A 26,904-nucleotide genomic window follows, 5' to 3' on the forward strand; every position below is an offset into this window, starting at 1 on the left:
GACGCACATTTCTGACCGGTCGACACCGGAGTACCTCTGTGTCGGTCGTCGGTCTCTCCCCTGCCCACGATGTGACAGAAAGGCTGCCATGAGTGATCCGTCCCGGCCCACTGAGTTCTCTGCGACGAGCGAGCTCGACCAGCTACCCGACTGGGACACCGAGGAGACCGCCGAATGGCAGGCATCACTCGACGCTGTCGTGCGGAACGCAGGGCCGGATCGGGCGGTCTACCTGCTGCGACGCGTGCACGAGTACGCGGCCAGGTCCGGACTCGCTCTGCCAAGGCTCTTGTCCTCGGACTACATCAACACGATCCCGGCGTCCGCGCAGCCCGTCTTTCCCGGTGACGTCGCCATGGAGTCCAGGATCACCGCCGTGAACCGCTGGAATGCGGCAGCGATGGTGACACGCGGCTCCCGCCTGGGGCTCGGCGGCCACATAGCCACCTACGCTTCGGCGGCATGGCTGTACGAGGTCGGGTTCAATCACTTCTTCCAGGGCAAGGACGGGGAGGGCTCGGGCGATCAGCTGTACGTGCAGGGGCATGCCTCGCCCGGCATCTACGCCCGCGTGTTCCTGGAAGGGCGCCTCGACGAGAGGCAGTTGGACAACTTCCGGCGCGAGGCCGGCGGCCACGGACTGCCGTCCTACCCCCACCCCCGCCGCCTGCCGTGGCTGTGGGAGTTTCCGACCGTCTCCATGGGACTTGGTCCGCTCGCCGCCATCTACCAGGCTCGGTTCAACCGCTACCTGCACGCGCGCGGCATCAAGGACACATCCGGGTCCCGCGTATGGGCATTCCTTGGGGACGGGGAAATGGACGAGCCCGAAGCGATGGCCGCACTGGCGCTCGCCGCCCGCGAGCGGCTCGACAACCTCACCTTCGTCATCAACTGCAACCTCCAGCGCCTGGACGGCCCAGTGCGGTCGAATTCCAAGATCGTTCAGGAACTTGAGGGCCGGTTCCGCGGAGCGGGCTGGAACGTCGTGAAGTCCCTCTGGGGCGAGGCTTGGGACCACGTACTGCGACAGGACACCACAGGGGCCCTCGTTCACCGCCTCGGCGAGGCCCCCGACGCCCAGATGCAGACGTACGCCGCGCGGGACGCCGCCTACATACGCACGCATTTCTTCACCGGCGACGCGCTCTCCGGCATCGCCGCCCGGCTCAGCGATGCCCAGCTCACCGATCTGTTCGAGAACTCGCGCGGCGGGCACGAACCGCTCAAGGTCCATGCCGCCTATCGCGCCGCAGTCGAGCACCACGGAGCACCGACCGTCATCCTCGCCCAGACGGTGAAGGGGCACACGCTGGGCGCGGGCTTCGAGTCCCGCAACGCCAATCATCAGATGAAGAAGCTGACCATGGCGCAGTTCCGTGACATGCGGGACGTGCTTGAGCTTCCCATTCCCGACAGCGCGCTGAGCGGCGACCTGGTGCCGTACTGGCACCCCGGTGAGAATTCGGAAGAGGTGCAGTACCTGCGCGATCGGCGTACGGCTCTGGGAGGTCCCGCCCCGGTACGCAAGGTGGTCGTCAAGCCGATGCAGCTGTCCCCGGCCGCGCCTTTCGAGACCCTGACGAAGGGCTTCGGCAAACAGGAGGTGGCCACCACCATGGCTCTTGTCCGGCTGGTCAAGGACCTGATGCGCGTTGAGGAGACGGGGCGGCGCTGGGTGCCGATCATCCCCGACGAGGCCCGCACGTTCGGCATGGAATCCATGTTCCCGACAGCCGGCATCTACTCACCGCACGGCCAGACCTACGAACCGGTCGACGCGGATCAGCTGCTCTACTACCGCGAAGCCAAGAACGGCCAGCTCATCGACGAGGGCATCACCGAGGCTGGTTCCATGGCCGAGTTCACCGCTGCGGCGACCTCGTACGCCACGCACGGCGAGCCCATGATCCCCTTCTACATGTTCTACGCCATGTTCGGTTTCCAGCGAACCGGTGACCAGTTCTGGGCCCTGGCAGACCAGATGGGGCGCGGGTTCGTCATCGGGGCGACGGCCGGTCGTACGACCATGACCGGCGAGGGACTACAGCACGCCGACGGACACTCCCACCTGCTGGCATCCGCGAATCCGGCCACTGTGAGCTACGACCCTGCCTTCGCGTACGAGATCGCGGTGGTCGTCAGGGAAGGGCTGCGACGGATGTACGGCGACCAGCCCGAAGACGTCTTCTACTACCTGACGGTCTACAACGAGCCCAAGCAGCAGCCGGCCATGCCAACCGGGCCGGAGGTCGAGGAGGGGATCCTACGGGGCATATACCGGTTCCGGCAGGCGGAGCCACTTGGCGCGGGACCACGGATCCAGTTGCTGGCTTCCGGCACGGCCATCCACTGGGTGCTCGAGGCCCAGGAACTGCTCGCGTCCCAGTGGGGCGTCCAGGCTGACGTGTGGTCGGTGACCTCCTGGACGGAGCTGCGCCGCGATGCCTTGGGTGCTGACAGGGCCCGGCTTCGGGGTGAGGAGCGCGTTCCGTACGTGACGGCTGCGCTGTCGGGCACTCCAGGGCCCGTTCTGGCGGTCAGTGACTGGATGCGGCAGGTGCCCGACCAGATCAGCCAGTGGGTAGAGCAGGACTACACGTCGCTGGGAACGGACGGCTTCGGGCTGTCGGACACCCGTGATGCCGTACGCCGCTATTTTCACGTCGACGCCGAGTCGATCGTCGTTGCCGCCCTGGACCAGTTGGCGCGGGCGGACGCTATCGCCCCGGAGACGCTTGTCCAGGCTCGCGATCGCTACGGCCGCCCGGGACGCCCTGCGATTGCATGAGGAGTAACCGAGAGCACGGTCGGCCGCCGGCTGACGCAGGTCGGCGAGACAGCGCAGGTCGCGGAGCGTCTCCGGATCCGACGCCGACCGTGCTGCCGCCCTGCAGCCGGAACCCAACATCCGACCTGGCGTCTTCCCTCTTGGACCGCTCACGCGCAGCGTCAGGTCCTCGAATTCAAGAGAGGCCAGCGGCTCCACCGCGAGGACATAGCGCAGTATGGCGAGGCCGACCAGGTGTGCGGATACCAGAGACGTGAACGTCGGTGTCCGCTCGGTCTCCTCGGAGGTGATCCGGCCCAAGTACGACACGAAGGCCGCATCGAACTCGTTGCCGAACGTTTTGGCCGTCGCCTCGTCCGACAGGCTGGCCCGGTAGACGGCGACCAGCGCCGGGCGGGTCGACTCGTCCTCCCAATGGGAGAGGAACGTCCGGGCAATCCGCTTCCCGCGGCTCAACCCCCGGACCTCCCCCTCCTCCTCCGTCTTCTCCGGCAGGGATTCGAAAAGGGCGGACATGTCGATCCGGGAGGAAACGGCCTCTCGGAAGAGGCCGTCCTTGTTGCCGAAGAAGTGGTGGATCAGAGCAGGATCCACTTCCGCCCGCTGGGCGATTCCGCGCATCGTCGTGCCCGAATAGCCCTGGACGGCGAAGAGATCGAGGGCAGCCGTGAGGATCTGGTCTCTGGTAGTGCTCTGTCCCGGGCGGCGGCCTGCGCCCAGTGAGGGCCGCTTCCTGCGGGCGCCCGTCATGGCGACCAGCCATCGACATCTGTCGCTGCGGTCGCACCGTAGCGGTCACCGATGAGGGCGCCGGTGTTGGGGCTGCGGTCCAGGTAGCTGCGCTCATGGGACAGATGCGCCGTCGGGCTGATGCAGTTGCGCGGCCCGACGTGGGTGGCCGGGTCGAGCCGATGTACGGGGGATCTTCCCGGCGCGAAGGCCCCGAGTCCATTGGCTACGGCGGAACAACCGTCGGCGCTGAGGGAATGTCCAGGTGCCGACCCACTCGATCCGACCGTTCGCGCTGGTGAGCTGATGCACGTGCTCGGCGTGGGGAGAGCGATGGCACCGTTGCGGAATCCGCCGAGCACGATCAGCAGGAGCAGAGAGCGCAGCCGGGCGTGCAATGCGCCCATCCCGCTGGCGACGATCTGGGGGCACACGTGGTGCGGCCGCGGCGCGGCCCTGCCTGGGTGGGCGGCCGTGATGGCTTCGTCGAGAGCACTCACCGCGCTTCCGATGATCACGTCCGGGGCCAATCTGCGCTGGTCCAGTGCGTACCGGACACCGACATACGCCGCTGCGAGTACGCCACCGGCGCCCACCACCACGGCCACCGGACGCGGACGGGAGCGCAAGCCCGTCGACGGCGGATCCCCGGGCGGGCGGCTCGACGAGGTTGGTCTTTGCGACAAGTAAACCCTCCGCCTTTCGGACCATGGCGTCGGATCGGAACGGTTTCCCAAGTAGGACCGGGCGACCCTCAGGTCTGTGACACCGGACGCGCCGGCGAAGCGCTGGGCCATGAAGCGGACCCGCGGACGGCAATCCAGAAATTAGGGGGAAACACCAGGAGGAATCGACCTGTCAGAAAGAGGGAGCTGTCCGCGGCGATCGGCCCAGGGCTTGTTCGGCCCAGATGGTCTTGCCCGCTGAGGTGTAGCGGGTGCCCCAGCGCTGAGTGAGCTCGGCAACGAGGAACAGTCCCCGGCCGCCCTCGTCGCTGACCCGGGCCCGGCGCAGGTGAGGTGCGGTGCTGCTGCTGTCGGAGACCTCGCAGATGAGAGACCGCTCCTTGATCAGCCGCAGGCGGATCGGTTCGGTGCCGTATCGGATCGCGTTGGTGACCAGTTCGCTGACCACCAGTTCCGTGGTGAACGCGGCTTCCTCCAGCCTCCACGCGGTGAGCCGCTCGTCCACCATCTTGCGTGTCTCCGCCACCGCGGCCGCGTCTGCGGGCACGTCCCACTCGGCGACCTGTTCCTTGCGGAGGAGGCGGGTGCGGGCGACCAGCAGGGCGATGTCGTCGGTCCGCGTCTCGGTATGCAAGGACTCCAGGACTGTGTCGCACAGCTCTTCCAGAGAGGGCACGGACCGGGCCAGGGCGTCGCGCAACTCGTCGATTCGCTCATCGATGTCGTGGCCGCGGGTTGCGACGAGTCCGTCTGTGAACAGGGCCAGCAGGCTGCCCTCGGGAATGGTCAGCTCCGTCGCCTCGAACGGCAGGCTGCCCAGCCCGAGCGGAGGCCCGGCGGGCACGTCGACGACCTGCGTGGTGCCGTCCGGACACACCAGAATCGGGGGCGGATGACCTGCTCGGGCCAGCGTGCAGGTACCGGACACGGGGTCGTAGACGGCGTACAGACAGCTGGCGCCGATGTCGCCGGGGATCGCGTTGTAGTCGACGACATCGCCATCGGACTCGTCGCCCATTTCTTCCGCCGGGTGGGTCACCATGTCGTCGAGGTGGGTGAGGAGTTCGTCGGGCTGCAGATCGATGTCCGCGAGAGTACGTACCGCCGTCCGGAGCCGGCCCATGGTGACCGAGGCGCCGATGCCGTGGCCGACGACGTCCCCGACGACCAGGCCGACGCGCGTACCGGGCAGGGGGATCACGTCGAACCAGTCCCCACCTGCCTCGGTGGCGCGGGCGGCGGGCAGGTAGCGGGTCGCGGTCTCCGCGCCCGGATGCACGATCGGGCCACGAGGCAGCAGGGTGCTCTGCAGGAACAGCGCGATGCCGCGTTCGCGGGTGAACCGGCGGGCATTGTCCAGGCAGATCGCAGCACGGGCGACCACGTCCTCGGCGAGGGTCAGATCGTCCGCGGAGAAAGACTCATGCGAGGCGCCATGGCGGAGGAAAGAGGCAGCTCCGAGAGTTGTGTCGCGGGCTCGGATCGGCACCGTGATCAGCGAGTGCGCTCCACAGGCGCGCAGCTCTGCCGCTGTCGCGGGGGCGTCGGCGAACCAACGGGTCCCCTGTGGATCGGTGACGTCGTGCAGTTCTGCCCTTCCGGTCACCACGCACCTGCTGACCGGTGAGGTAGCCGGGTGCCACTGCGTCTCGCCCAGGGCGGGACGCGCCCCTTCCGCGAAGCATGCAGGCCGTTGCGCGGCTCTGCGCAGCAGAACGGGCCCGGAGGGAACAGACGCGGGCAGATCGCCGCCGAAGACGGCCTCGAACAGGTCGACGCTGACGACATCCGCGAAACGGGGCACGAGGAGCTCGGCGAGCTCGTCAGCTGTTCCCTCCAGTTCCAGGCTGGCGCCGATGCGTGTGCGGGCCTCGCCGAGTAGGGCCAGCCGCTCTCGTGACTCGTACTGCCGGGAGTAGTCGTACGCGGACATCGCCACTGCGCGCACCCGGCCGACCGGGTCCTTGAGCGGGAAGTAGTCCACGGTCCAGGCGTGCGCCTTCGGTTCGCCGGGGACCTTGAGGAAGGCCTCTCTCTGTGCCGGCTCGCCCGTCGCGGCCACCCGCCGGATCCATCGGTCGTTCTCGATCAGTGAGGCATCCGGGATCAGCTCGCTGACGCGCCGATCGTGGAGTTCGTCCTCGCGCAGACCGGTAGCCCGGGCCATCGTGTGGTTCTGCTTCAGGCTCCGGGCTTCGCAGTCGAATACTCCGAGGTGAGCTGGATACTGCTCGAACACCCACCGCATCAATGTCTCGTCTCCGGGCTCCTGCGCACCCGATCGAGCCTCCGCAGCCACCTGGGGCTCCGCGGTCAGTAGAAACCCGCCCGGCAGTTCAGGGGCCACCAATGGCGACAAACACACCCTCGCCTCGACGGCGCGGCCGTCACGGTGCAACAGCGCTGCCCCGTCGGTGGTGAAGAGACGGGTGAGAGAGGTGCCGATGACTTCTTCGGGTGCGTAACCCCACAGTGCCTGTGCAGCGCTGCTCCAGAGGAATATCCGCCCAGAAGGGTCCGAGACGGCGATGGCTGTGTCGACGTGGAGCCGTGCCGATCCTGGAGGCAGCGGGCCCGGCCACGCGTGGGAGTGTGCCATGGTGCCTACCTGGTGTGCTGTGCCAGATGACCGCCGGATTGCCCTCGCCATCGGCTCTCTTCACGATCGTTCCGCAACCGCCCGCCGTCAACACGAGGGTCCAGCACCCTGGTGTGATCCCGCACAGGTGTTGGGGGCGCAGCGGAGGCAGGCATAGCCGCATTTCGTTTCAAACGATACCGTATTGGATGAATTGATGGCTGGTAACCTGGAGCTGTGATTGACGACGCTCCTCCCCCTTCGGCCGGCTCGCGTGCGACCGACCGTCCCGGGGACGCTTCGCCCTTCGCTCTGGGCTTGCTGCTGCGGCGGGCGCACTGGCGGGTGGCCGGGGTGATGACGGAGGCACTGCGCCCGCTCGGTATCGAGCTGCGGCATTTCGCGGTGCTGCTTGTTCTGGTCGACCGGGGGCCCACGGTGCAGCGGGACCTGGGGCCGGCGACGGGGTCGGACAAGGCGGGGATCATGCGGGTCGTGGACGACCTGGAGCGCATGGGTCTGGCCGTGCGCAAGGCGGTTCCCGGGGACCGGCGGGTGCGGGCGGTGGAGATCACACCTCGGGGTGTCGAGCTTTTCGATGCGGCGCACGTGGCGGCGGAGCCGCTGGCCGAGCGCCTGGTTGCCGATCTGGGACCGGGTGAGCGCGAGCAGTTGACGGGGCTGCTGACCCGGTTCGCCCATCCCGTGGAGGGTCAGGCGTAAGCGCGCCCACGCGGGGGTGGCCCAAGGCGTGACCGGTTCCGGGCGGTACGTCCTTTACAGCGAAGGCGGCCCTGAGGACTACGGCCGCCCTTGCCGCACGCCGACCCTGCTGCAGGCGGGACTTTGTCGCCATTGTTCCGAGGCGCACCCTACTGGCGGGCCGAACACGTGGGCCAACCCGGAGTCGGGACACTGCACCGTCCTTCCGGGGGAGCGCGCCGCCGTCTCGGTCAGGGTGCAGACGACGCAGACTCCGTGTGACGTCCTACGTCGAGGCGTCACACGGTGTCCGTTGCGGGGTGTTCTACGCGGCGAGGAGTTCCGCGAGTTCCTCGGCCCTGGCGGCTGCGTCCTCCAAGGCACGCTTGCGGGAGGCCTCGTAGAGGGGGACCAGTTCGGACATGGCCGGATTGCGGGGGGCCATGGTGAGTTCGGGGACGATGAAGTCGAGGTCCAGGCCGAGGGTGTTCTTGAGGACGGCCTCCAGGTAGTTCTGTACGAACTCGTAGTCCTCGCGCGGGGTGCCCGGTGCGTAGGAGCCGCCGCGGCTGGCGACGACGATGGCCGGGGTGCCCTGGGCGGAGGGGGTCTCGCCCGCGGTGCGGCCGAGCAGGAGCACGTTGTCCAGCCACGCCTTGAGGGTCGACGGGATCGAGTAGTTGTACATGGGGGCGCCGATCAGGACGGCGTCCGCCTGCTCCAGCTCCTCGATGAGCTTCACGCGCGCGGCGAACGCGGCGGACTGCTCCGGGCTGCGCTCGGCGGGGGCGGTGTAACCAGCGGACCAGGCGTCGGCGGTGATGTGCGGGACAGGGGCGGCGGCGAGGTCGCGGTAGATGACGGTGCCCTCCGGGTGCTGCTCCTCCCAGACCTTGCGGAAAGTAGCAGTGACAGAACGGGACGAGGACGCCTCGCCGGGGAACACGGACGAGTCGATGTGCAGCAACGTGGCCATGGACATTCTCCCAAGAGAGGATTGGCGCTCAGCGATAGTCAAACACGAGATGGTATTGAATGAGACTATCACGGGTGAGATGGACGCCTGGATCTGGCGAGGAGACGGGCGAGCGCGGACCTCTATGGAGTGATGCAGGATCCGTCAACGGGCACGGAGCAGCCACATGGGACCGTCGGCAAACCGTCCTCGCTGTCCGACTCCTGGACACTGCTTCGCCTGACCCGGGCCACGAGCAGCGAGTCCGCGGCGGCTATGGCCTCGTGCACGTTTTGGGTTCCCATCGTGATGCACAGCGTGTAACTCACGTCCTCAAGCTCACGCGCACTTTCCCGCCCCTCGCCCTCGGCGGGCGCGATCTGCAGGGACGCGTAGCGGGTCAGCAGCCTTCTGACGACCTTCGGATCCGGAACAATGAGCACAGTCAGGGTCCTCTCTCTCAACGTTCGAGTCACCTCATGCCAACATCACGCTTGGCGACAACAGCGTTCGGTTGCTGTCGTGGGCCACACCGCTGCCCTGAGTGAAGACCGGATGCCCCCGACTTCTGTGACGAGATTGGCTTCAACGCTCTATCGCCGTGGCCGTGTTGCACTGCCCTGGCTCGACTGGTCTGTCTGGTGTCGAAAAATAACCGTCGCTCCCGTTCGACCCGCGCGTACTTGCCGTCCTTGCTGGTCGTGCCGGCTCGGGGTGTGTCGGTGTGCAACTGACGATCACCGATTACGCCTGGGTCGTGGTCTTCTGCTTGAGGCGTTCGTAGGGGGTCTGGCCGCCGAGGCCGCCGTGGGGGCGATGGTAGTTGTAGTAGTCCTCCCACTCGCGCAGCTTGTCGTTGAAGACCTCGGCGTCGTCGATGATGACGCCGTCGAGGAGCCGGTAGAACTCCTCGGCGTCGATGCGGTGGGAGCGTTCTACTTTGCCGTTCAGCCGCGGGATGCGGGGCTTGATGTAGGTGTGGGCGATGCCCTTGTCGAGGACGTGCCAGTGGAAGGCGGACTGGAACTCGGCGCCGTTGTCGGTCTGGAGGACCTCGACCTGGAACGGCAGGCGCTGGATGACATAGTCGAGGAACTGGATCGCGGTGGCCTGGTTGAGCGTCGGGTAGATCCGCAGGACGCGCAGGCGGGTGCAGTCGTCGATCGCGGTGAACTGGTAGTACTTGTTGCGGCCGCCGCGGCGCCCCTGGGGCATCGAGGCGAGCGGTTCGATGAACTTCACCTCGATCTGGACGCGGTGGCCGGGCAGCTGCTTCTCGTACCGCTTCCATCTGCGGTCGTGCCTCTTGTAGCGCTGCGAGGCCGGCAGGCGGCCCATGTCGAGGCGGTTGAGGATGCGCCAGACGCCGGACTTGCTGATGGGGACGTCGTGGTACCGCTTGAGGTACATGGCGACCTTCTCGGGCCCGAAGTGGTCGTTCTGCCGGAGATAGATGATCTTCCCGACCACCTCGACATGGGTCGCGTTCGGGCAGGTCTTCGGCGCCTTGGACCGAGTGCGCAAGCCCTCGACGCCTTCGGCCTGGTAGCGGCGGTACCAGGTGTAGTACGCCTGCCGCGAGATGCCGAAATAGCGGCAGGACATCGCGACGTTTCCGCTGACCTCTTCGACGTGGCGTATGACGGCCAGGCGCCGCTTGGCCTCACGGTCAAGCGGCGGGGTGGTGGGGGTGGACTTCGACATGGCGATCTCCGTACTGATCAGAGACCCAGGTGTCAACGACGATCGGCAGTTTTAGATCGACAGGGGTGCTCGAGGGGTGCCGCCGTTCGAAACGGGCTCCGGAGCGGATGAGGGCGACTAAGTGGGGTGCGTTGACGGCTGGCCATCGCCGCTCGGCGGATTCGACGAGCTTGAAGACCGTGGACAGAGCCGCGATGGGAGAGTCGGCGCCGCGGTGACTTTGGGCCGCGGCCCAGGGCGGAGAGGGTCGACTCGACAGGGTTCGTGGGCCGCGGGTGGAGCCCAGCGTTCGGCGGGGAAGTCGTAGGACGTCGGCAGTTGGTCTTGATCGTCGGTGATCTTCTTGAAGCCCTCGGGGAACTTCGCGCCGCAGAGCTGGGTGAAGGTCTTGATCGCCGCCTCGCGTGCTGCTTGTCCTCGGCGTGGAAGCCATGCGGGACAGCTGATGTCACACGACACGTGCACGCCCGGTCAAAGGATTGAGCCGAGGAATGAAGGAGGTGTGTCGTGTGTGAGGACTCGGACACTGGAGCCCCTTTGCCGGGCGCGGGGCTGCATGTTGGCAACCTGCCATCGACACGCAGAATTCTCTGAAGCCCTCGTGAAGGTTGACGGGATTAGTGTTTGCGGCCGTGTAGCGCCGTGCCTTGTGAGGGGGGAGGATGCCGTATGAACCACGATGACTCGGTGTCGGTCGCGGAGTTGCTCGATGAGCGTCGGCACCTGCTGGAAGTCACCTACTGGATGTTGGGCAACTCCCGTGAGGCGGAGAGCGTCGTGGGTGAGACCTACCGTCGGTGGTACGGGCTGTCCGAGGTGGAGCGTGGGGAAATCTCAGCTCCCCGATACTGGCTCGCGAAGACCGCTGGCGGGATCTGTCTGGGCCTGCTTGCTCACCCCCGACGGGGTGCGACCGGTCAGAGGGACCAGAGAGAAGAGCACCACACGACGACGGGAGGCGCCGAGGAAGTTCAGGCGAGCCTGGCAAAGGAGGTCAGCCGGGTTCTGCTGAACGCGCTGGACTCCCTGTCGCCGGCCGAGCGGGCGGCGTTCGTGCTCAATGACGTCTTCGGGATGGCCTCGGGTACGGTAGCCGACATCGTGGGACGCCCAGAGTCCGAGTGCGTCGGGCTCGCCGACCGTGCCCGCCACAGTCTTCGGATGCAGCGCTCACGCTCCACCCCGCCGGACGAGCACGATCTCCTCGCCCGCACCGTCCGCGAGGCCTGCGTGAACGAGGATGCCGAACTGCTTGAGTCGTTGCTGTGTCCGGACGCCACGGCGTTCTTCGACGGCGGCGGCAAGGTCCGAGCACTGAGCAGGCCCGTGCACGGCAGCCGTCAGGTCGCTCACAGTCTGCTGGTACTCCTGGCCCGCCATCCTCGCACCACCCTGACCACCCACTCCGTCAACGGGCGTACCGGCCTCATCGTCCGCTACGACCACCAGGTCGCTGCCGTCATCAGCCTCGACATCGCCGAACACCATGTTGCAGAGGTCTGGGTCGTCCTCAATCCCGACAAGCTACGCTCCTGGAACCAGCCCCCCATTTAGGGCGACCCCGGCTCGCACGGACGCCCGTCACAGCGAGGCGATGACCGGCTCTGGTCGCCTCTGTGCGTAGCCGTGTGGCCCTTCCACGCGACCTGCGATCGCCGTTGCTGTCGGCCTACCGTTGCGCATGGTGCTGTGAGGACCTTCTTCATCGTGGTCGCTGAAACAGCTCGATCTCGGGTCCCGCGGTGCAGGCCACCCTGGTGACCCATGTCGTGTGTCGCCGATGCCTTCGTACAGGAAAGCGCTGGCTCCACCGTTATGAGACACGGGACGACGAAGCCCTCTTCATGCTGGAGCAGCGGGTGGCCCGCGGTCTTCGGGACGAAGAGGGCCGCGTCCATGCCGCCCGGGGGCTTGATGAAGCCGAACGGGATGTTGACGCAGTGGCGGACGTGGCCTGACGGTGATCCGTGCTCCACGCCGTTTCTCGATCGCGGATGTCGTTCCGATGTCGCCTCCGCTCAGGCCCTTCGTGCTTGCATCGGTGCGTGGCTGGCCACGCTGCGAGCCTGAGCGTCCAGACGGGCTAGAGTGCGCCACCCACGGAGGTCGACGGTGTCAGCAACCGTCGACGAACGTCACTGTCTCCTCAAGCGGCGCCCGGCCGATGCGGGGTTCACCTGCCGTGACGGCCTCGTGCCCGATCGACATGCCGCAGAAGAGGAGGAGCTCATCCGGGGGTGACAGGACCTCCGCGACGGTCTTGTGATATTTGGCCCAGGCCATCTGTGTGCAACTGTGCAGCCCTTCGGCGCGGAGCAGCAGCATGACGGACTGCAGGTATATGCCCACGTCGGACCACTGGGGTCGGCCCATGCAACGGTCGATGTAGCAGAACAGGGCGGCGGGTGCCCCGAAGCAGTCCCAGTTCGCGGCAGCGGCCCTCTGTCGCGCCTCCAGGTCCGCGCGCGATATGCCGAGTGCGCCGTAGCGCTGCGCGCCGAAGGCGGATCGGCGCTCCTGATAGGGACTCTTGAGTACCGGGGGGTACTGCTCGTACTCCGGCTCGTCCCAGGGGTCTCCTGTGGCTATGCGCTCACCGGCGCGCTTTTTGAGCTCAGCCAGTGGTCGGCCGGTCAGCACGTAGGCGTGCCACGGTTGGAGGTTCGATGCGGACGGCGCCCAGGCCGCGGCGGACAGCACGCGCTCCAGCACCTCCCGCGGGACCTGCTGGTCGGTGAACTCCCGCACAGCACGCCGACTCGCGACCGCTTCATAGACATTCATGATCGCCTGAACCCCTTTTCTGTTCGGCACATCTGAAATCGTCACGTTCTTAACGGTATCATCCAATACTATCTAGCGCCAGCTGTGCACTTGGGGAAGGGTTGTCGTCCAGGGGTGGTTCGCCGGCGTCGTCTGCTGGCTTTCTGAGGGAATGATCTTCGCGTCGGCCGACGGGGTGTGCTCCGCGCCGCGGGCTTGCTGCGGGTCGAGGTGTCGGCTTGGGTGTTCGGCCCATTCGGCTATGTCGGGGCCCGATCCGAGGCGGTCAGGACCGCCTTGTCCAGCCTCTATCGGCGCTGCCGCAGTGTCCCCAACTCGGCCACTGCTTCACAGGGTTTGTGATGCTGTCGGCTCCAGGGGTAGGCGGCCGGTCATCCCGAAGCCGTCCTGCGTGGCTAGCGCACCGGTGCGGTGGTTCGGTTCCCACCGGCGATGACGCCCCTGGCTGTGCTGCCTGCAGCAGGGTCGGCGTGTGGCAAGGGCGGCCGTAGTCCTCAGGGCCGCCTTCGCTGTAAAGGACGTACCGCCCGGAACCGGTCACGCCTTGGGCCACCCCCGCGTGGGCGCGCTTACGCCTGACCCTCCACGGGATGGGCGAACCGGGTCAGCAGCCCCGTCAACTGCTCGCGCTCACCCGGTCCCAGATCGGCAACCAGGCGCTCGGCCAGCGGCTCCGCCGCCACGTGCGCCGCATCGAAAAGCTCGACACCCCGAGGTGTGATCTCCACCGCCCGCACCCGCCGGTCCCCGGGAACCGCCTTGCGCACGGCCAGACCCATGCGCTCCAGGTCGTCCACGACCCGCATGATCCCCGCCTTGTCCGACCCCGTCGCCGGCCCCAGGTCCCGCTGCACCGTGGGCCCCCGGTCGACCAGAACAAGCAGCACCGCGAAATGCCGCAGCTCGATACCGAGCGGGCGCAGTGCCTCCGTCATCACCCCGGCCACCCGCCAGTGCGCCCGCCGCAGCAGCAAGGCGAGAGCGAAGGGCGAGGTGTCCCCGGGATGGTCGGTCGCACGCGAGCCGGCCGAAGGGGTGGCTCTGTGAGGGATGTCGATGGTCACGGGGTCACATTACAGCCATATGTACATTCGATACGGTTTCACTTGAAACTGAGTGTGCGCCGCAGAAGGGTCTCTCTCAGGCATCTGCCCTGGTCAGCAGGTCAGCTTCCGGTGTCTGTAAGGAGGCCGGGCATCAGCCGCGATCGCGATGTATGGAGGAATGTGGCCCGAAGGTGACGCTTCCGGCGGCCTGGACGTCTGCCAGTCGAAGCTTTGGCGCGTCCGCGGTGTTTGGCGATGCTGCGGTAGCAGGCGCCGAGGAAGGTGTCGGTGTGGGCGGTCGACGGTGCCCGGCAGTACCCGTACCAGCCGTGCGTGTCCTCGAACTGTCCGGTCAGGGCCTCGGTGAGGGCGGGCTTCTTCTTGACCAGGTTCCCTTTGGCGCGGTCGGCGAGGCTTCGCGGGTTGCGTTCGCCGGCGAGTACCGCGTCGAGCGTGGCACGTCCGGTCGCACACAAGCCGGACTCCCGCAGCGACACCGACACCCTCCCCAGGTGCACTGTCGGTCATCGCCACCCGCAACCGCGGAGATGAAGGCCGACGTCATGAGTCGGGATTGGACTACTTAGCAGTAGGTCCTGCAGGCCCCCGCGAGGTGGGCCAGCCGCCGATGCAGACGGCAGACAGAGCGTTGAGGTGATCGGGCTCGGTCCCCGACGGGCGGATCATCCACCGGGCGGTCGTGTAGCGACCCGGCACTGTCGCTCGGCTGATGCGCCGCGCCAGAGTCGTGGTCTGACCTGGCTCGTCCGCCAACAGTCACTTGACTGATGGATCAGATCTCAGTCGGCCCCAGGCTCGTGGTAACCCGATCTGCCGGAACAGGTGAGGACCTTCCGAACCAGCTGTTGCCCAATTCACGGCTCTATAGGCGCCGATCAGTAGCCGTCGTGGCGGCAAGACGAGAGAGGACGGATCATGGGTGGCAAGGTCTCCGACACCGATGATGAGCCCGAGTGTGTTCACAAAGATCGCAGACACCGGCAAGATGGCCACGCAGAGTCGGACATCTGGCCCGAGCCAGTGACATGTCGGACGGTTGTGGCTCTACTCGAAGAGGAGGTGCCTCTGCCGGTCATAACAGATCTCCGATATGACAGCGCAGAGCCATATTCAATAGTCATAGCGTTTAATGCCGGAACCGATATGGCCATTGAGTGGGAACTTGGTCGCGAACTTCTGCATTCCGGTCGGCGGCGGCTCGATGGTTTCGGCGATATTCAAATTTGGCCCGCTGAAATCCGCGGTCATGGCTTGGTGTACATGTCGTTCCGGTCGGGCTGGGAATCATTTGTTGTGGCCGCATCGGCGGTAGTACTCGACGAATTCCTAAAGTACACCTTCGAGGTTGTGCCCCTAGGAGAGGAAAGAAATTATCTGGCGGTCGAAAGTTTCGTCAGTCAGTTGTCGGATGAAACATGAGATCTTCGATCTTGATCGAGTAATGTCCGGCTACTACTGGGACGCATACAGGCTGGGGCCGGTGATCCGATGACGCACGGTGCCCATAGGGAACAGGTGTAGCGACGCGGTTGAGGATGACATGGGAGCGATTGCGGATTGAGTTCAGTGGGAGTCCTCCCGCTTAGAACGCAACTAATTTTCCTGCGCCGTACAGGAGCAGAACCACCAGCCGACCAGCATTCGGACCGGAGTGGCGCCCACCGCTGATCAAGCCTGAGGCGAGCGGGGCGCTACGCTCGCCGGTATGCCATCCCAGACAGGCGAGAGCGGCGACGAGGTATCTCTCCCCACGCTGCCGAAATCCCCGCTGTTGAGGCGAGTCGTGATTGTCGCCGCGCCACGCAACTTCAACAACGCTGCGACCTCCAGTGGGGTGCTCCGCCCGTCCTCAGAGAACCTCGTCGTAGGTTCGAGACGATCACCGACGGCGGAGTCTCCCCTATACGCTCGATCCGGGCCGGACTGTGTCGGCCGGGCAACGAGTGGCCATTCCCAACGAGTCGACCGGACCTTCAGCCGACGGTGCCGTGAATCCGTAGACGGCCGGCCGGGCGTAGGGCTGCTCGCCGATGCTTTTTCGACCTGAGGTTGGCTGAGCTCTCAGCGCGGCCATTGAGCGGAACGGCAACGGCGTCAGTAAGGCACAAAGCTCCCGGGCCGCGAGAGGGATGTTCGACGGGCCACGATACTCATAGTCACCGGTGAGGGTGATCGCTGCTGCAAGCCCCCACCGCCCCAGCGTGGCCTGGTCGGCCTGGTTTACCCCACGCCGACCGGACACCCCGCCCAGATCGAGGCCGGCTTCGGCATCTCCGTCCGCACCGTCTGCACCCACGACGTCTGTCATCTACCTGCTCGCCGACCACGCCCCGGTCTGCTGCGCGCCCGGCGCGCAGCTAAGCCCGACTACGTGCTGCTCGATGGCACCGTCGTGGAGTGCTACCGCATAGGCGACAGCTGGGCCGTCCGCCGGGCGGATTCGCGACACCGTCGGCATGGGGCGAACGTACAGGTGCTGATGGATCCGATCAGGCAGGGCGGCTGCTGTGGATCTCCCCCGTTCTGCCCGGGCGAGCCGAAGCCCTGACCGCTGTCCATACCCACCGGGTCATCCGGATCTGCGGCCGCCAGGGCATCCGGTCCTCGCTGCCGCGCCTAACTGGGCGCCAGCCCCGCGTGACAACATCAGTCCGACGCCCGCCCGTCGCCAACCCAACGCACAGTCAACCTTGCTCTCTCGGCGGTGCAGGGCACCCGTGGAGCCGGGCGTGGCCCGCTTGAAGTCCGGGCCCACCTTTCGCAAGGCCAGGCTTCAGCCCGCATCGCATGTCGTCCATCACTGCCGCCGCCCTCACCCTGAAGTGGCAACGCTGAAAGAGCTCACTAAACCTGCTGGTCATGGGCCTGATCCTGCTCTTGGGCAATGGATCGCGCCCATGGGTGCTTCAGCTGTGCGCCTCCACGGCTTCTACGCCCCCGTCGGGATCATGCTCGACAAGTCGCGGGTCCGCCCGGAATCGGCCGAGACTCGCCGCTCGCTGTGTTGTTCGAGAGTCGTTTGACTGATGGTTCAACCTCACCGATAAGGGAGACCGCGCCTGACGAGTACCATGGTGGCCGGAACGATCCCTTGATGGAGAGAAGCTTCACGTGCTGTGCCCCATGCCTGCTGTGCCGATGAGTGAACGTCCGGCCCTGCCTGAGCATCCCGTCGCCACGGTCAACGGAAGCACCGCAGGCGGTCACCGCCGGACGGCAGAGGGCTTCGTCTTCCTGCGGTCTGTTCAGGTCCGCATGCTCACGGTCACAGCGGGCGTACGTGTCGGGACGGGGCTGTGGGGAACCCCGCAGAAGGCGGGATCTGCGCGGGTCCGATGATCGGGCGGGACAAGGAGCTGCGCACCCTGCGCCGGCTGCTCGCCGACGCTGCGGCTGGGCACGGCAGTGCGCTGCTGATCCACGGCGCTGCCGGTGTCGGCAAGTCGGCTCTGCTGCGCACGGTCGGGGCCGAGGCCATCGAAAGTGGCTTCAAGGTGCTACGCACATCCGGGGTGGAGCCCGAGCAGTGGCTGCCGTTCGCCGCGCTGCAGATGCTGCTGCAACCGGTCGCTCATGGCATGAAAGACCTGTTCGCTCCGCACCGGTCGGCGCTGAGCGGCGCGTTCAGTGTCAGGGACACCGAGCCCGAGATATACCGGGTCGGACTGGCAGTGCTTGAACTGCTCGCCGACGAGGCCAACCAGCACCCTGTCCTGCTGCTGGTGGACGACCTGCAATGGATCGATTCCTCAAGCCGGGACGTGCTCAAGTTCGTTGCCCGGCGTACCAACGACCTCGCCATACAGGTGATCGCTGCCGCCCGGATCCAGTACTCCGAATCGTATGTGCTCCAGGACATCCCGCTGGAATCGCTCAGCCGACCCGCCGCCGCCGAATTGCTCGACGTCCGCGCGCCTGACCTGCCGGCGCCGTTGCGGGCGCTCATTCTGGAGCGTGCCGCGGGTAATCCGCTGGCCCTGGTGGAGCTGCCCAAGGCGGTGCAGGGCGTGACCGCGCAGATGGACGACCTGCCGCTGACCCAGCGGCTGGAGGACGCGTTCTCCGCGCGTACCGATTCGGTGAGCCGGGGGTGTCGTACGTTGCTCCTGGTCCTTGCCGCCGAGCCGACCGCGCCCCTGAACCTCCTGCTGGATCTGTCGAGTCGCATCTCTGGCTCGGCGGTCTCCGTCGACGCGGTGCAGGAGGCGGTCGACGCGGATCTGGTCACCTTGGTCGGTTATACCGCCGAGTTTCGCCATCCGCTGATGCGCACGGCGATCTACACCCACGCTACGCTCGCCGATCGGCTGGCCACTCACCGTGCCCTCGCATCGGTGATGGGCGACACACCCGAGCGCCAACTCGCCCACGAGGCAGCGGCCACGATAGGGCCGGACGAGGAGCTGGCCGCCCGGCTTGAGCGTTTCGCCGATGTGTCGCAGGCTCGGGGGAAGGCGGCGGCTGCCGTCCCGGCGCTGCGTCAGGCGGCCGACCTTGTCCTCGATACACAGCGCCGGACCGGCATCCTGGTCCGGGCGGCCGAGTTGTCCAGCGAGATCAACCACCGCATCAGCGTCCAGATGCTGCTGGACCGCATGGACATGAGCATGCTGGGCCCGGTGGAGCGGGCTCGCCTCATGGTGGTGTCCGACAGTTATGCATTTGAACCGGGCGAGCCGCAGCGACGGATCCAGGAAATGGTCACCGCGGCGGCCGGAGCGTTCGACGCGGGAGCCGGAGACGTCGCGGAGAACCTGTTGTGGCGAGCCAGCGCGCGGTGTTTCTTCGAGGACGGCGAAGCGCAGGTGCGTGCCCAGGCCGCAGCAGAACTGGATCGATGGAACCCTGATCCGAATGCCCCCCACGTTCTGGCGGTGCGGGCGTACACCGAGCCGTTCCGGCACGGGGCCGACGTGATCGCGCGGCTCGGCGGAATCAGAGCAGACCATCAAGACGGCCGGATGCTGCATTTTCTCGGTAGCGGTGCAATGGTCATAGGCGACATCGGTCGCGCCACCCAGTACCTCGCGCTGGCGACCGCGGCGTGGCGGTCGCAGGGCCGACTCGGACTGCTCGCCCGTTCGCTGGCCGCCAGCTGGCCGCAGGTGTACCTCGGTCAGCTTGAGCGAGCTCGTGAGGAGTCTGCCGAGGGGCTGACCCTGGCCGAGGAGACCGGGGAATGGATCGTCTGGCTAGGACTGAAGGCTACGGCCGGCCTGGTGGCGGCGCTGCGCGGAGAAACCGAGCAAGCAGCGCGGATGATCGGCGAACTACGCCTGCACAGTCTGTTCCTGGGTATGCCGTTCGTCACGGTGATGGCGCAGCAGACCGACGGCCTGCTCGCTCTCTTTGACGGTCGCGCCATGGAGGCATACGACGTTCTTGCGCGCGCCTTCGATCCCGTTGATCCGCACTACCATTCGGTGAGCCGTTGGCTGTTGGCGCCGGACTTGGCGGACGCCGCAGTCGCTGCGGGCACCGTGAAGCAAGCTCGGGAACTGCTGGCCGATCTTCCGGACCTGACCAGACGGCTGCCTTCGGAAATGATGGTGGTGGCTCACGCTTACACCGACGCGGTGCTGGCTCCGGACGACACCGCGGAGGAGCGTTACGCCGCGGCCCTTGCTGCCCTGCCGGCCGACTGGACGCTGTCACGTGCCCGATTGCATCTGCACCACGGCCGCTGGTTGCGCCGCCAACGCCGTAACGTGGACGCCCGGCACCCGCTTCGACTCGCCCGTGCCGAGTTCGACCGTGTCGGCGCGCAGCCCTGGGCCGAGATGGCCCGCGAGCAGCTACGTGCTACCGGTGAGTCGAACGGTCGACGGCACGCGAACACGGGTGAGCAGCTGTCTGCCCAGGAAATGCAGATAGCCGTGCTGGCGTCACAGGGGCTGAGCAACCGGGAAATCGGTCAGCGCCTGTTCATCTCGCACCGCACCGTCGGAGCGCACCTGTACCGCATCTATCCACGTCTTGGCATCACCGGCCGGGGCAAGCTCGCCGCCGCCCTAGCAGCGCTTCACGATGAACAGCCCACGTCTGACGTCTCCAGCGCCCCAGAGTGACCTTCTGACTCGGAGGGCCGGGACGGTCATGACGGTTTCGGATTCCTTGGGGGCAGCCGACCGTGCGAAGCGAGCAGAGCAGGTGAGGGTTGAAGGCCCGGTGGGACGAAGTACAGCCACGGCGCGTCGGTATGACTGCTGCACGGTTTCCGGGCGAGCCGACGGGCTGCGCGCGGCAGGCTGGGCTCTGGTGGAGGTGTTGCGGCCGGGCGGGCTCGTCCTCGTCGCCCGCCACCGGACATCGCTGACCTGGGACCTCGGCGAGACCCACGGCACGGTCGCGTGGTTGTCGCCGCATCCTTGTGGCTGCGGCTTTTCCCCCAGGCGCCGCTTGAGCTGGTGTGGAAGGCGGCGGTCGACGGGCCCTTCCGTAGTCGCGACCGTAGGCGCGTGAGCGAAGGGGACCAGTAGTGGCAGGAACGGCCCGACCGACCAGAGCCGCCGTCGCGGCAGGAGAGCAACGCCCCCACGGGGGCACCATAGCGGAGCCCAAATGCCTCATCAGTCCGACAGCACCCTCGGAGTATCCCGCCCGTCGCACGACGGTGGCAGGACTGGCAGCCGTGGCGGCCGTGATCGGCCAGATCAGCCCGATCACCTACGAACAGCGATCAACCACGCTGACCGCCGCCGCATGACAACCGGTGTCCACGATCACGGGGAAGCCCCCAGCCGTTCCTGCCCCAGGAACGCCTACCCGTCGGGCACCTAAAACTGGATGCTCCGCGAGTTCAGCAAGACCGTGAAGATCACCGACAGCAAGGGCAAACCGGTCAGCCTGAGCCACACCCACCGCTTCCGTCACACCCAGCTGGCCAGGTTCGCCGAACTCGGCCTGCCCGTCCATGTGTTGATGCGCTATGCCGGACACGCCACCCCCGGAGACGGCCAACTGCGCATCACCGGCCTGGTCGAAAAGCCCGAGCCCGCTGCCGCCCCGTCGTCATACGCGGCCATCGGCGGCTATGTCGTCACCCCCGGCATCATCGACGAACTGCGCGCGCAGACCCGCCACTGGTACGAGCACAAGACCGGCGAGGTCTACCTGACCGACGCCATCAACGCCTACGCCGCCACCCGCGCGGTGTACGGGCAGGTCATCAAGGGCCGCTGGTACGACACCGGCAACCCGGCCGACTACCTCGTCGCCCAGATGGCCCACGCTCTCGCCCACCCCGAGTACGGCCCCATCCTGCGCGGCCTGGTCGCCGGACTCGAAGTCGACCGTGCTGCCGCCCTCCAGGCGGAAACCAATACCTGACCCGCCGCTTTCTGTCCTGGGCCGCCCGCCCACAGCGAGCGCGCCCAAGGCTGGGAGCACCTCGTGGTACCCCAACGCGTCGTCGAACCCGTCATCGATCAGCACGACACGTGTCCTGGTGGAAGAGCGGCCTTGGCGTGCGCGGCTACGCACCGATCGGGTAGCACCACACGGAACGCTCCTCGTCCTGCTCGTTGACCGGGCATCCCAAGGTTCACTCTGGTCTGCCCTGGGTCTGATGGAGTCGGGTTGCTGGACAATTGACGATCCAGCAGCCTTCGGAGGCCGTGATGCCCCGCAGTTATCCGCCCGAATTCCGCCGTAAGGTCCTCGATCTCGTCGCATCCGGAAGGAAGGTCACCGAGGTTGCCCGGCTCCTGGGCATCAGCGACCAGACGATCTATGTCAGGCATCGCCAGCACCTCATCGATACAGAGCAGTTGCCCGGCACGAACAGCAGCGACCTGTCCGAACTCGCTGCGGCCCGCAAGCGCATCGCCGAGCTGGAGGCCGAGTTGGCCATCCACCGTCGCGCTGCCGAGCTGCTGGGTGAGGTGACGTCCCCAAAAGGCGGTGCGAAGCCATCCGCGTGATGGCTCGTGAGCACCTGCCGGTGCAGCTGGCCTGCCGGGTGCTGCATGTCGCCGAGTCCGGGCACTCCGCACTGGGCATGCTCAGTCCCGTGGAGTACGAACTCCGCACCCCGCCAGTAGAGTGCAGCCAAGCGACTCGACTCCACTCAACTCGGGACAGTCCGCTCCCTCCACAAAAGCTGGGGATGTCGGCAGGGAACGAGTCGGATTCGTTCCCTACTCGCCACTGGGTCGCGGATTCCTCACCGACGTGATGAAGCCTGCCGCCGAATACCCCGCCGACCCCATGCCCCGTTGGCCACTCCGTCGGCGGGCTCGCCGCCCCACGCAACGCGGGTTGCCCGCCGGCCGACCAAACAGGGCGGGGAGAACGCTGTGGCGCCGTGGCCTGTAGAGCAGTGGACCCCTGGTCAGCGAAACCGAAGATCCTGCGCACCACAAATAGGCCACCGTTCCGCGCGAAGATGCACCTCAACGTCGCCCGTCCCGTGGTGGCCGAGCCCGGTCAACGTCCCGGGTGACCCGAGATCGAGGTCGACTCCCTTGCGGTCCGCCGAGAGGTAGATGAGCAGCGGTCTGCAGCGGCGGACAGACACATGCGAAGTTGTGCAGCCGCTGGTAGGGACAGTAGGCCTTGCGCTGGGCCCGGGCGATGCCGTCTGCCACGCCGAGCAGGACCTCGTCGAGCGCGTCCCGCAGCTTCGCCGGCGTCCCACCCTGCCCACGGGCGGGCGGGAGCCGCGGCCACGCGCCGACGGCCACTGAAGGTCGTGGTACCGGGCGGATTGGGCGAGGAGATCACCCTCGTCGACGCAACAGCCGGCGACGCCGCGGCGGAGGCGCCCGGCAAGGCCGACTTCGTGCCAAGGGTTCCGGACCCTGCGCTGCGCGCTCTGGTCGAGGACTCATGGCGACGGATCGTCTGTCGCCGCGGTCGCGCTGTGGCGGGCGCGGATGAGCGCGATCACGGTGTCGGTGGTGCGGTCGAGGTAGCTACGGCCGTCGGGCGGCTGAGGCGTCGGGCTGATGTAGCTGCGCGGCCCGAGGTGGGTGGCCGGGTCGAGCCGATGCACGGTGATCTTCCCGGCGTGGCGGGCCCGGTTCCATCCGCTACCACGGCACAGCCGCCAGCGCTGAGGGAAGATCCAGGTCCCGAACCGCTCAATTCCGTCGCTCGCGCTGGTGAGCCGATGCACGTGCTCGGCATGGGTGAGGTCGTTGGCGCCGTTGTGGAACCCACCGAGCGTGATCAGCAGGAGCGGGGAACGTAGCTGGGTGTGCAGTTCGTCAACCGCGCCGGTGGCGACCTGGGCGCCGCCGCTGTAGCTGAGCAGCACCACGGGGATACCGCTGTCGGCCTGATAGCCGGCGAGCCGGAGCTGAGTGGCGATCTGGGAGCCGACAGCCCGGTTGTACAAGGGGCGGTACCGGTGGTCGGCGGCTACGAAGATCTGCATGACATTGTGCAGGAACAACAGCAGCCCGATGCGGCGACGCAGCCACGCCCACACCGGCCGATCAGCAAGCGGGTCGGCCAGCGGCGAGTAGGGCTGCACCTGACCCAGTACCCGCAACTCCGGAGCCCCGGCGATCACGGCCTTGACCAGCTGGCCGCCGTCCCGGGTGTCGCGGACGCGGCGTTTACCGATGCCGTCCAGGTAGACCACATAGGCATCCGGGGGACCGTCAGCGTCCGCACCTCGGGCGTAGGGCACGCCCTCTGGGAGCTCGGTGGTAGGGGCCCGCCAGCCGGCGCTGTAGGCCAGCACCTCATAGCGGGCCAGCAGAGCTTCGACGAGGAGGAGCGGACCAAGGACCAGGACAATGAGCGGGAACCAGGTCACGTCAGCAACTCCTGCGCCCCGCTGGCACTAATCTTCACGAGCAGGTTCCGAACAACTTCGACGGCGGCGGCCAGCCCGACTCCTGCTACGGCCACGCAGCCCGCCGCAGCCCACCAGCCCAGATCCGTCATCTCGGACAGCGGGGCGACGAGGCCGACTCCGACCCCCACGATGAGCAGCAGGTGCAACAGGGGCCCGAGCAGCGGGAATGCGAGGACAGCGGCGAGAACCAGGGGGGCAACGAGGCCAGGTGTCCAGGTCAGCGCGGCGTGTGATGATGGAGCGGACACCACCAGCTCGGCAAGGGCCGATGTGGTCCGTGGCCACAGTGCGATCACAGCGGACTCGACCATGGCACCGGTCAGCAGTAGCCCGATGGCCACAATGGGCCGGGACGCGCTGTACCGGGTGGCTACCAGGGGCAGGATCCGCCCGGCGGATTCGGACAGCCCGGCGAGCAGCAGCAGGACGACAACAACGGACGACATCGGTCAGCGCTCCTGTGGGGAATCCGGCGGTGTCGGTCGGCCGACCCGGCCGACCCGGTGCAGGTAGCGCTCGAGTTCGTCGGCGGCGCGCACATAGCCGCCGGCCTCGCGCTGGGCGAGCTGCATGGTGGCGGCCGCGTCCCGAAAGCCTGGTTCGTCGAGCAGGCGTCGGGCCAGGACGTTCACGGGTCCCGGGGCGGCGTCCTGGGTACGGATCGACAGGCCTGCGCCGAGCTCGACAACCCGCCGGGCCACCAGCGGTTGATCTGCGCCCTGTGGGACCACCAGCATCGGCACCCCGGCGTGCATGGCCTCGTTGACGCTGTTCATCCCGCCATGAGTGACGAACAGCGCGGCGCGGGCCAGCACCTCCGGTTGCGGCACGAAGCGGCGGGCGAGCACGTTGGCCGGCAACGGACCCAGGGCGGCGGGATCGGTCTGCCCGGTGGCGACGACCACGGTACCGCCCAGCGGGGCGAGCGCGGTGGCGAAGCTGCGCAGTAGCTTTGGGTGAGCGTTGAACACCGTGCCCAACGAGGCGTACAGCACCGGGGCTTGCAGGCGATCGATCGGGAACGACGGGTCGAGTGGACGGGCGCCAAGGCTTGGGCCTACGAACTGGTATGACTGGTCGAAGGCGTCGACGCCGAGTTGGAACGCGCGCGAGGTGAAGACCAGGTTGAGGGGCTGGCGTACGTTGGCCAAGTCGAGCAGTGGCAACCCACGGGTGTTGTAGCGGCGGTACAACCCCCACCGCGACCGCACGTAGCTCTGGACATTGCGGGGCCGGGTCGCCGCCGCGGCCAGCAGTTCCCACGAGACGCGGCTGGGGCTGGGCACCTGCCGGTTGAACGCAAAGGTGGTGAACGCCGCTGCCGTCGGCACCTCGAGCTCGCGGGCGGCGACTGCGCCCCAGGGGCAGGCGGCGCCATGGACGATCAGGTCGGGCCGGACGCGACGCAGATCGGAAAGCACAGCGGGCAGCAGACCCACGGCGGTGCGCGCAAGCCCGTCCAGCATCGTGAGTGGCATCGGCGGATCGGGGAGCGGTCGGTCGCCCCCGGGGTAGAGGCACACCGTCGCGCCGGTGGCCTCGATCTCCTGCGAGAACGCGGGCGAGGTGTGATACGTGACGGAGTGGCCACGACGAACAAGCTCGGCTATGACCGGCAGCGTCGGATTGATGTGCCCGTGCATGGCGATATTGAGGAACGCGATGGTACTCACCGGCCGACCTCCGATACGGAGGTGTTCCGCGCCTTGTGCAAGACGGCCGGTGTCGCCGGAGGATCGTCGCCCCGATACAGGCCCGGCCCACTGATGCGCAGCCCGTCGAGAAAGCGCCCCGCCGTGCGGGACGCGGTGCTGATCAGCCGCTGGGAATGTCCGAAGTCCCACGGGGCGGGCCAGGCCTCGATGCCGGTCGGCAGCACGACGGTCGGGATGTGCTGGGACACCTCGTGCAGGTCACGCTCGATCTGATGGCGCATCAGCAGCAGTCCGGCCCTGGCGGCGATTGCGCTGGCGCGTCGGCGCGGGATAGTTGGGCTCAACGGCGAGCTCTCCGGCCCGGTCGACAGCACCACCATGCTGGCCGCCCCGGCCTGGAGGGCCGCCAGTACCGGGACATAGGCGATCACCCCGCCGTCGACGAGCGTCCGACCCTCACGATCCACCGGGGGCAGGATCCCGGGAATGGCTGCGCTGGCCAGCAGCGCGGACTCGAGGTCTCCGTGGTTGAGCAGCGCCGGAGCGCCGGAGCCCAGGTCCATGGCCACCGCGGTGAACGGGACCGCCAACTGCTCGATCCGCGACGGCAGTCCAGCCCGGGCGATCAGCCGACGCAGGCCGCGATCGGTGAAGAGGCTGGCCCGTGAGGACAGGTAGCCGAGCGGATACACCTCACGGCGACGCAACTGGGTCCAGACGTGGTCCAGCCATGGTGCGGCCCCGTCGGGGTGGGCGGCTCCGATTGCCCCGATGAGGGCGCCCACCGACGTTCCGATGATCATGTCCGGGACGAATCCGCGCTGCTCCAGCGCGTACCCGACACCAACATGCGCCGCTCCGAGCACGCCACCGGCGCCCACCACCACGGCGACGGGACGGGGCAGGGTGCGCAAGGCCGCCGGCGCCGGGCCCCCGGGTGGCTCGCTCGATGACAGCGGACGCGGTCCCTTGCCGCCCGTCATGGTTCGGCGCCTCTTATGGCCGCGACCGCTTGCCAAGTCGCCCCAGTTGAAGGCAAATTGTCCCAATGGGACTGGTCTCCGGCGACAAGTAACCCTCATGATCCACCTTTCTCCCCACGGCACCGAATCGGATCGGTATCCCCAACAAGGACCGGGAGGCCACCACATCTGTGACACCGCCAGCCAGGCGTCTCTGGTGAGCCGTCTCTGAAACCGGTGGCTACGCACCGCATCCGCCGACCGGGAGGTGCATGACGCCTCGCGAGATCTGTGGCTCTGGTGTCCGATCCGGGGAGCGAGCTCATCAACGTGGTACTCCGGCACGGTGAACCCGACCGAACGACGGTCGCCATCCGATACGGCCCTATGTCCCGGCGAGAATGTCGTCGTTGATCCGTCGGGAATGCCGGCGAACAGTAGCGCACGGCTCAGCGCTGGAGCGCGGGAGTAGTCGATCTTCCG

General features: G+C 67.2%; 18 protein-coding genes and 3 pseudogenes. 8 read left to right on the top strand and 13 right to left on the bottom strand.

Annotated elements, in window-relative coordinates; translation table 11 throughout:
* The first annotated feature begins 88 nt into the window (after positions 1-88).
* A complete protein-coding gene (gene aceE, locus AAFF41_RS42500) occupies positions 89-2,791 on the top strand; it encodes a pyruvate dehydrogenase (acetyl-transferring), homodimeric type (protein WP_343325729.1) in 2,703 nt (900 codons plus the stop codon).
* A 171-nt stretch (positions 2,792-2,962) separates the two neighbouring features.
* Here aceE and AAFF41_RS51885 read toward each other — a convergent pair.
* Positions 2,963-3,541: pseudogene (locus AAFF41_RS51885) on the bottom strand (TetR/AcrR family transcriptional regulator); the annotation flags it as partial.
* Positions 3,542-4,378: 837 nt separating this feature from the next.
* The gene (locus tag AAFF41_RS42505) at positions 4,379-6,805 is read right to left on the bottom strand and encodes a SpoIIE family protein phosphatase (RefSeq protein ID WP_343325730.1); all 2,427 of its coding nucleotides are present in this window, start codon (positions 6,803-6,805) and stop codon (positions 4,379-4,381) included.
* Positions 6,806-7,021: 216 nt separating this feature from the next.
* Between AAFF41_RS42505 and AAFF41_RS42510 the strand changes: the two genes are divergently transcribed.
* On the top strand, positions 7,022-7,507 hold the full coding sequence (locus tag AAFF41_RS42510; protein ID WP_319749066.1) for a MarR family winged helix-turn-helix transcriptional regulator: 486 nt from the start codon (positions 7,022-7,024) through the stop codon (positions 7,505-7,507).
* Positions 7,508-7,811: 304 nt separating this feature from the next.
* Here AAFF41_RS42510 and AAFF41_RS42515 read toward each other — a convergent pair whose 3' ends face one another.
* From AAFF41_RS42515 to AAFF41_RS42525, 3 genes are all read right to left on the bottom strand, one after another.
* Positions 7,812-8,462, bottom strand: a complete 651-nt coding sequence (locus AAFF41_RS42515; RefSeq protein WP_319749065.1) for an FMN-dependent NADH-azoreductase — start codon at positions 8,460-8,462, stop codon at positions 7,812-7,814.
* 122 nt (positions 8,463-8,584) lie between these two features.
* On the bottom strand, positions 8,585-8,917 hold the full coding sequence (locus AAFF41_RS42520; protein WP_343325731.1) for a DUF5133 domain-containing protein: 333 nt from the start codon (positions 8,915-8,917) through the stop codon (positions 8,585-8,587).
* A 268-nt stretch (positions 8,918-9,185) separates the two neighbouring features.
* Entirely contained in the window at positions 9,186-10,145 is a 960-nt protein-coding gene (locus tag AAFF41_RS42525) for an IS481 family transposase (RefSeq protein ID WP_343325732.1), read from the bottom strand.
* 669 nt (positions 10,146-10,814) lie between these two features.
* Here AAFF41_RS42525 and AAFF41_RS42530 point away from each other — a divergent pair.
* A complete protein-coding gene (locus tag AAFF41_RS42530; RefSeq protein WP_343325733.1) occupies positions 10,815-11,699 on the top strand; it encodes a sigma-70 family RNA polymerase sigma factor family protein in 885 nt (294 codons plus the stop codon).
* Here AAFF41_RS42530 and AAFF41_RS51890 read toward each other — a convergent pair.
* The 4 genes from AAFF41_RS51890 to AAFF41_RS42545 form a co-directional block, all read right to left on the bottom strand.
* Entirely contained in the window at positions 11,696-12,121 is a 426-nt protein-coding gene (locus tag AAFF41_RS51890) for a hypothetical protein (RefSeq protein ID WP_351524068.1), read from the bottom strand. The genes AAFF41_RS42530 and AAFF41_RS51890 overlap by 4 nt on opposite strands.
* 139 nt (positions 12,122-12,260) lie before the next feature.
* A complete protein-coding gene (locus AAFF41_RS42535) occupies positions 12,261-12,929 on the bottom strand; it encodes a nitroreductase (protein WP_319753064.1) in 669 nt (222 codons plus the stop codon).
* 569 nt (positions 12,930-13,498) lie between these two features.
* On the bottom strand, positions 13,499-13,993 hold the full coding sequence (locus AAFF41_RS42540) for a MarR family winged helix-turn-helix transcriptional regulator (RefSeq protein WP_319753063.1): 495 nt from the start codon (positions 13,991-13,993) through the stop codon (positions 13,499-13,501).
* Between the two features lie 101 nt (positions 13,994-14,094).
* Positions 14,095-14,472, bottom strand: a complete 378-nt coding sequence (locus tag AAFF41_RS42545; RefSeq protein ID WP_343325734.1) for a hypothetical protein — start codon at positions 14,470-14,472, stop codon at positions 14,095-14,097.
* A gap of 439 nt (positions 14,473-14,911) precedes the next feature.
* Here AAFF41_RS42545 and AAFF41_RS42550 point away from each other — a divergent pair, with 439 nt between their 5' ends.
* The 5 genes and pseudogenes from AAFF41_RS42550 (at position 14,912) to AAFF41_RS42575 (ending at position 21,918) form a co-directional block, all read left to right on the top strand.
* A complete protein-coding gene (locus AAFF41_RS42550; protein WP_343325735.1) occupies positions 14,912-15,415 on the top strand; it encodes an SsgA family sporulation/cell division regulator in 504 nt (167 codons plus the stop codon).
* A 727-nt stretch (positions 15,416-16,142) separates the two neighbouring features.
* Positions 16,143-16,831, top strand: a pseudogene (locus AAFF41_RS42555) (transposase).
* A 500-nt stretch (positions 16,832-17,331) separates the two neighbouring features.
* Complete coding sequence (locus tag AAFF41_RS42560; protein ID WP_343325736.1) at positions 17,332-20,064, top strand: ATP-binding protein; 2,733 nt, start codon at positions 17,332-17,334, stop codon at positions 20,062-20,064.
* Positions 20,065-20,944: 880 nt separating this feature from the next.
* A pseudogene (locus AAFF41_RS42570) lies at positions 20,945-21,325 on the top strand (sugar phosphate nucleotidyltransferase); the annotation flags it as partial.
* Positions 21,326-21,585: 260 nt separating this feature from the next.
* Positions 21,586-21,918 carry a transposase gene (locus AAFF41_RS42575; protein ID WP_319753059.1) on the top strand — a complete coding sequence of 111 codons (333 nt, stop codon included), beginning with the start codon at positions 21,586-21,588 and terminating at the stop codon, positions 21,916-21,918.
* A gap of 905 nt (positions 21,919-22,823) precedes the next feature.
* Here AAFF41_RS42575 and AAFF41_RS42580 read toward each other — a convergent pair.
* Genes AAFF41_RS42580 through AAFF41_RS42595 form a run of 4 tightly spaced genes read right to left on the bottom strand, consistent with a single transcriptional unit; the run spans position 22,824 to position 26,442 of the window.
* Positions 22,824-23,762, bottom strand: a complete 939-nt coding sequence (locus AAFF41_RS42580) for a hypothetical protein (protein WP_343325737.1) — start codon at positions 23,760-23,762, stop codon at positions 22,824-22,826.
* Complete coding sequence (locus AAFF41_RS42585; protein WP_343325738.1) at positions 23,759-24,250, bottom strand: hypothetical protein; 492 nt, start codon at positions 24,248-24,250, stop codon at positions 23,759-23,761. Before AAFF41_RS42585 ends, AAFF41_RS42580 begins: the two co-directional genes overlap by 4 nt.
* 3 nt (positions 24,251-24,253) lie before the next feature.
* The gene (locus AAFF41_RS42590) at positions 24,254-25,477 is read right to left on the bottom strand and encodes a macrolide family glycosyltransferase (protein ID WP_319753056.1); all 1,224 of its coding nucleotides are present in this window, start codon (positions 25,475-25,477) and stop codon (positions 24,254-24,256) included.
* Positions 25,474-26,442: a patatin-like phospholipase family protein gene (locus tag AAFF41_RS42595; protein ID WP_343325739.1), complete on the bottom strand. Its 969-nt coding sequence runs from the start codon at positions 26,440-26,442 to the stop codon at positions 25,474-25,476. Before AAFF41_RS42595 ends, AAFF41_RS42590 begins: the two co-directional genes overlap by 4 nt.
* Positions 26,443-26,904: the final 462 nt, after the last annotated feature.

The sequence above is a fragment of the Streptomyces mirabilis genome (assembly GCF_039503195.1).
In the GTDB taxonomy this organism is placed as follows: domain Bacteria; phylum Actinomycetota; class Actinomycetes; order Streptomycetales; family Streptomycetaceae; genus Streptomyces; species Streptomyces mirabilis_D.

Coding starts and splice junctions, on each gene's coding strand:
- aceE (WP_343325729.1), top strand. CDS start 89: ATGAGTGATCCGTCCCGGCCCACTGAGTTCTCTGCGACGAGCGAGCTC.
- AAFF41_RS42515 (WP_319749065.1), bottom strand. CDS start 8,462: ATGGCCACGTTGCTGCACATCGACTCGTCCGTGTTCCCCGGCGAGGCG.
- AAFF41_RS42585 (WP_343325738.1), bottom strand. CDS start 24,250: ATGTCGTCCGTTGTTGTCGTCCTGCTGCTGCTCGCCGGGCTGTCCGAA.
- AAFF41_RS42525 (WP_343325732.1), bottom strand. CDS start 10,145: ATGTCGAAGTCCACCCCCACCACCCCGCCGCTTGACCGTGAGGCCAAG.
- AAFF41_RS42535 (WP_319753064.1), bottom strand. CDS start 12,929: ATGAATGTCTATGAAGCGGTCGCGAGTCGGCGTGCTGTGCGGGAGTTC.
- AAFF41_RS42550 (WP_343325735.1), top strand. CDS start 14,912: ATGGGTGGCAAGGTCTCCGACACCGATGATGAGCCCGAGTGTGTTCAC.
- AAFF41_RS42595 (WP_343325739.1), bottom strand. CDS start 26,442: ATGACGGGCGGCAAGGGACCGCGTCCGCTGTCATCGAGCGAGCCACCC.
- AAFF41_RS42505 (WP_343325730.1), bottom strand. CDS start 6,805: ATGGCACACTCCCACGCGTGGCCGGGCCCGCTGCCTCCAGGATCGGCA.
- AAFF41_RS42560 (WP_343325736.1), top strand. CDS start 17,332: ATGATCGGGCGGGACAAGGAGCTGCGCACCCTGCGCCGGCTGCTCGCC.
- AAFF41_RS42530 (WP_343325733.1), top strand. CDS start 10,815: ATGAACCACGATGACTCGGTGTCGGTCGCGGAGTTGCTCGATGAGCGT.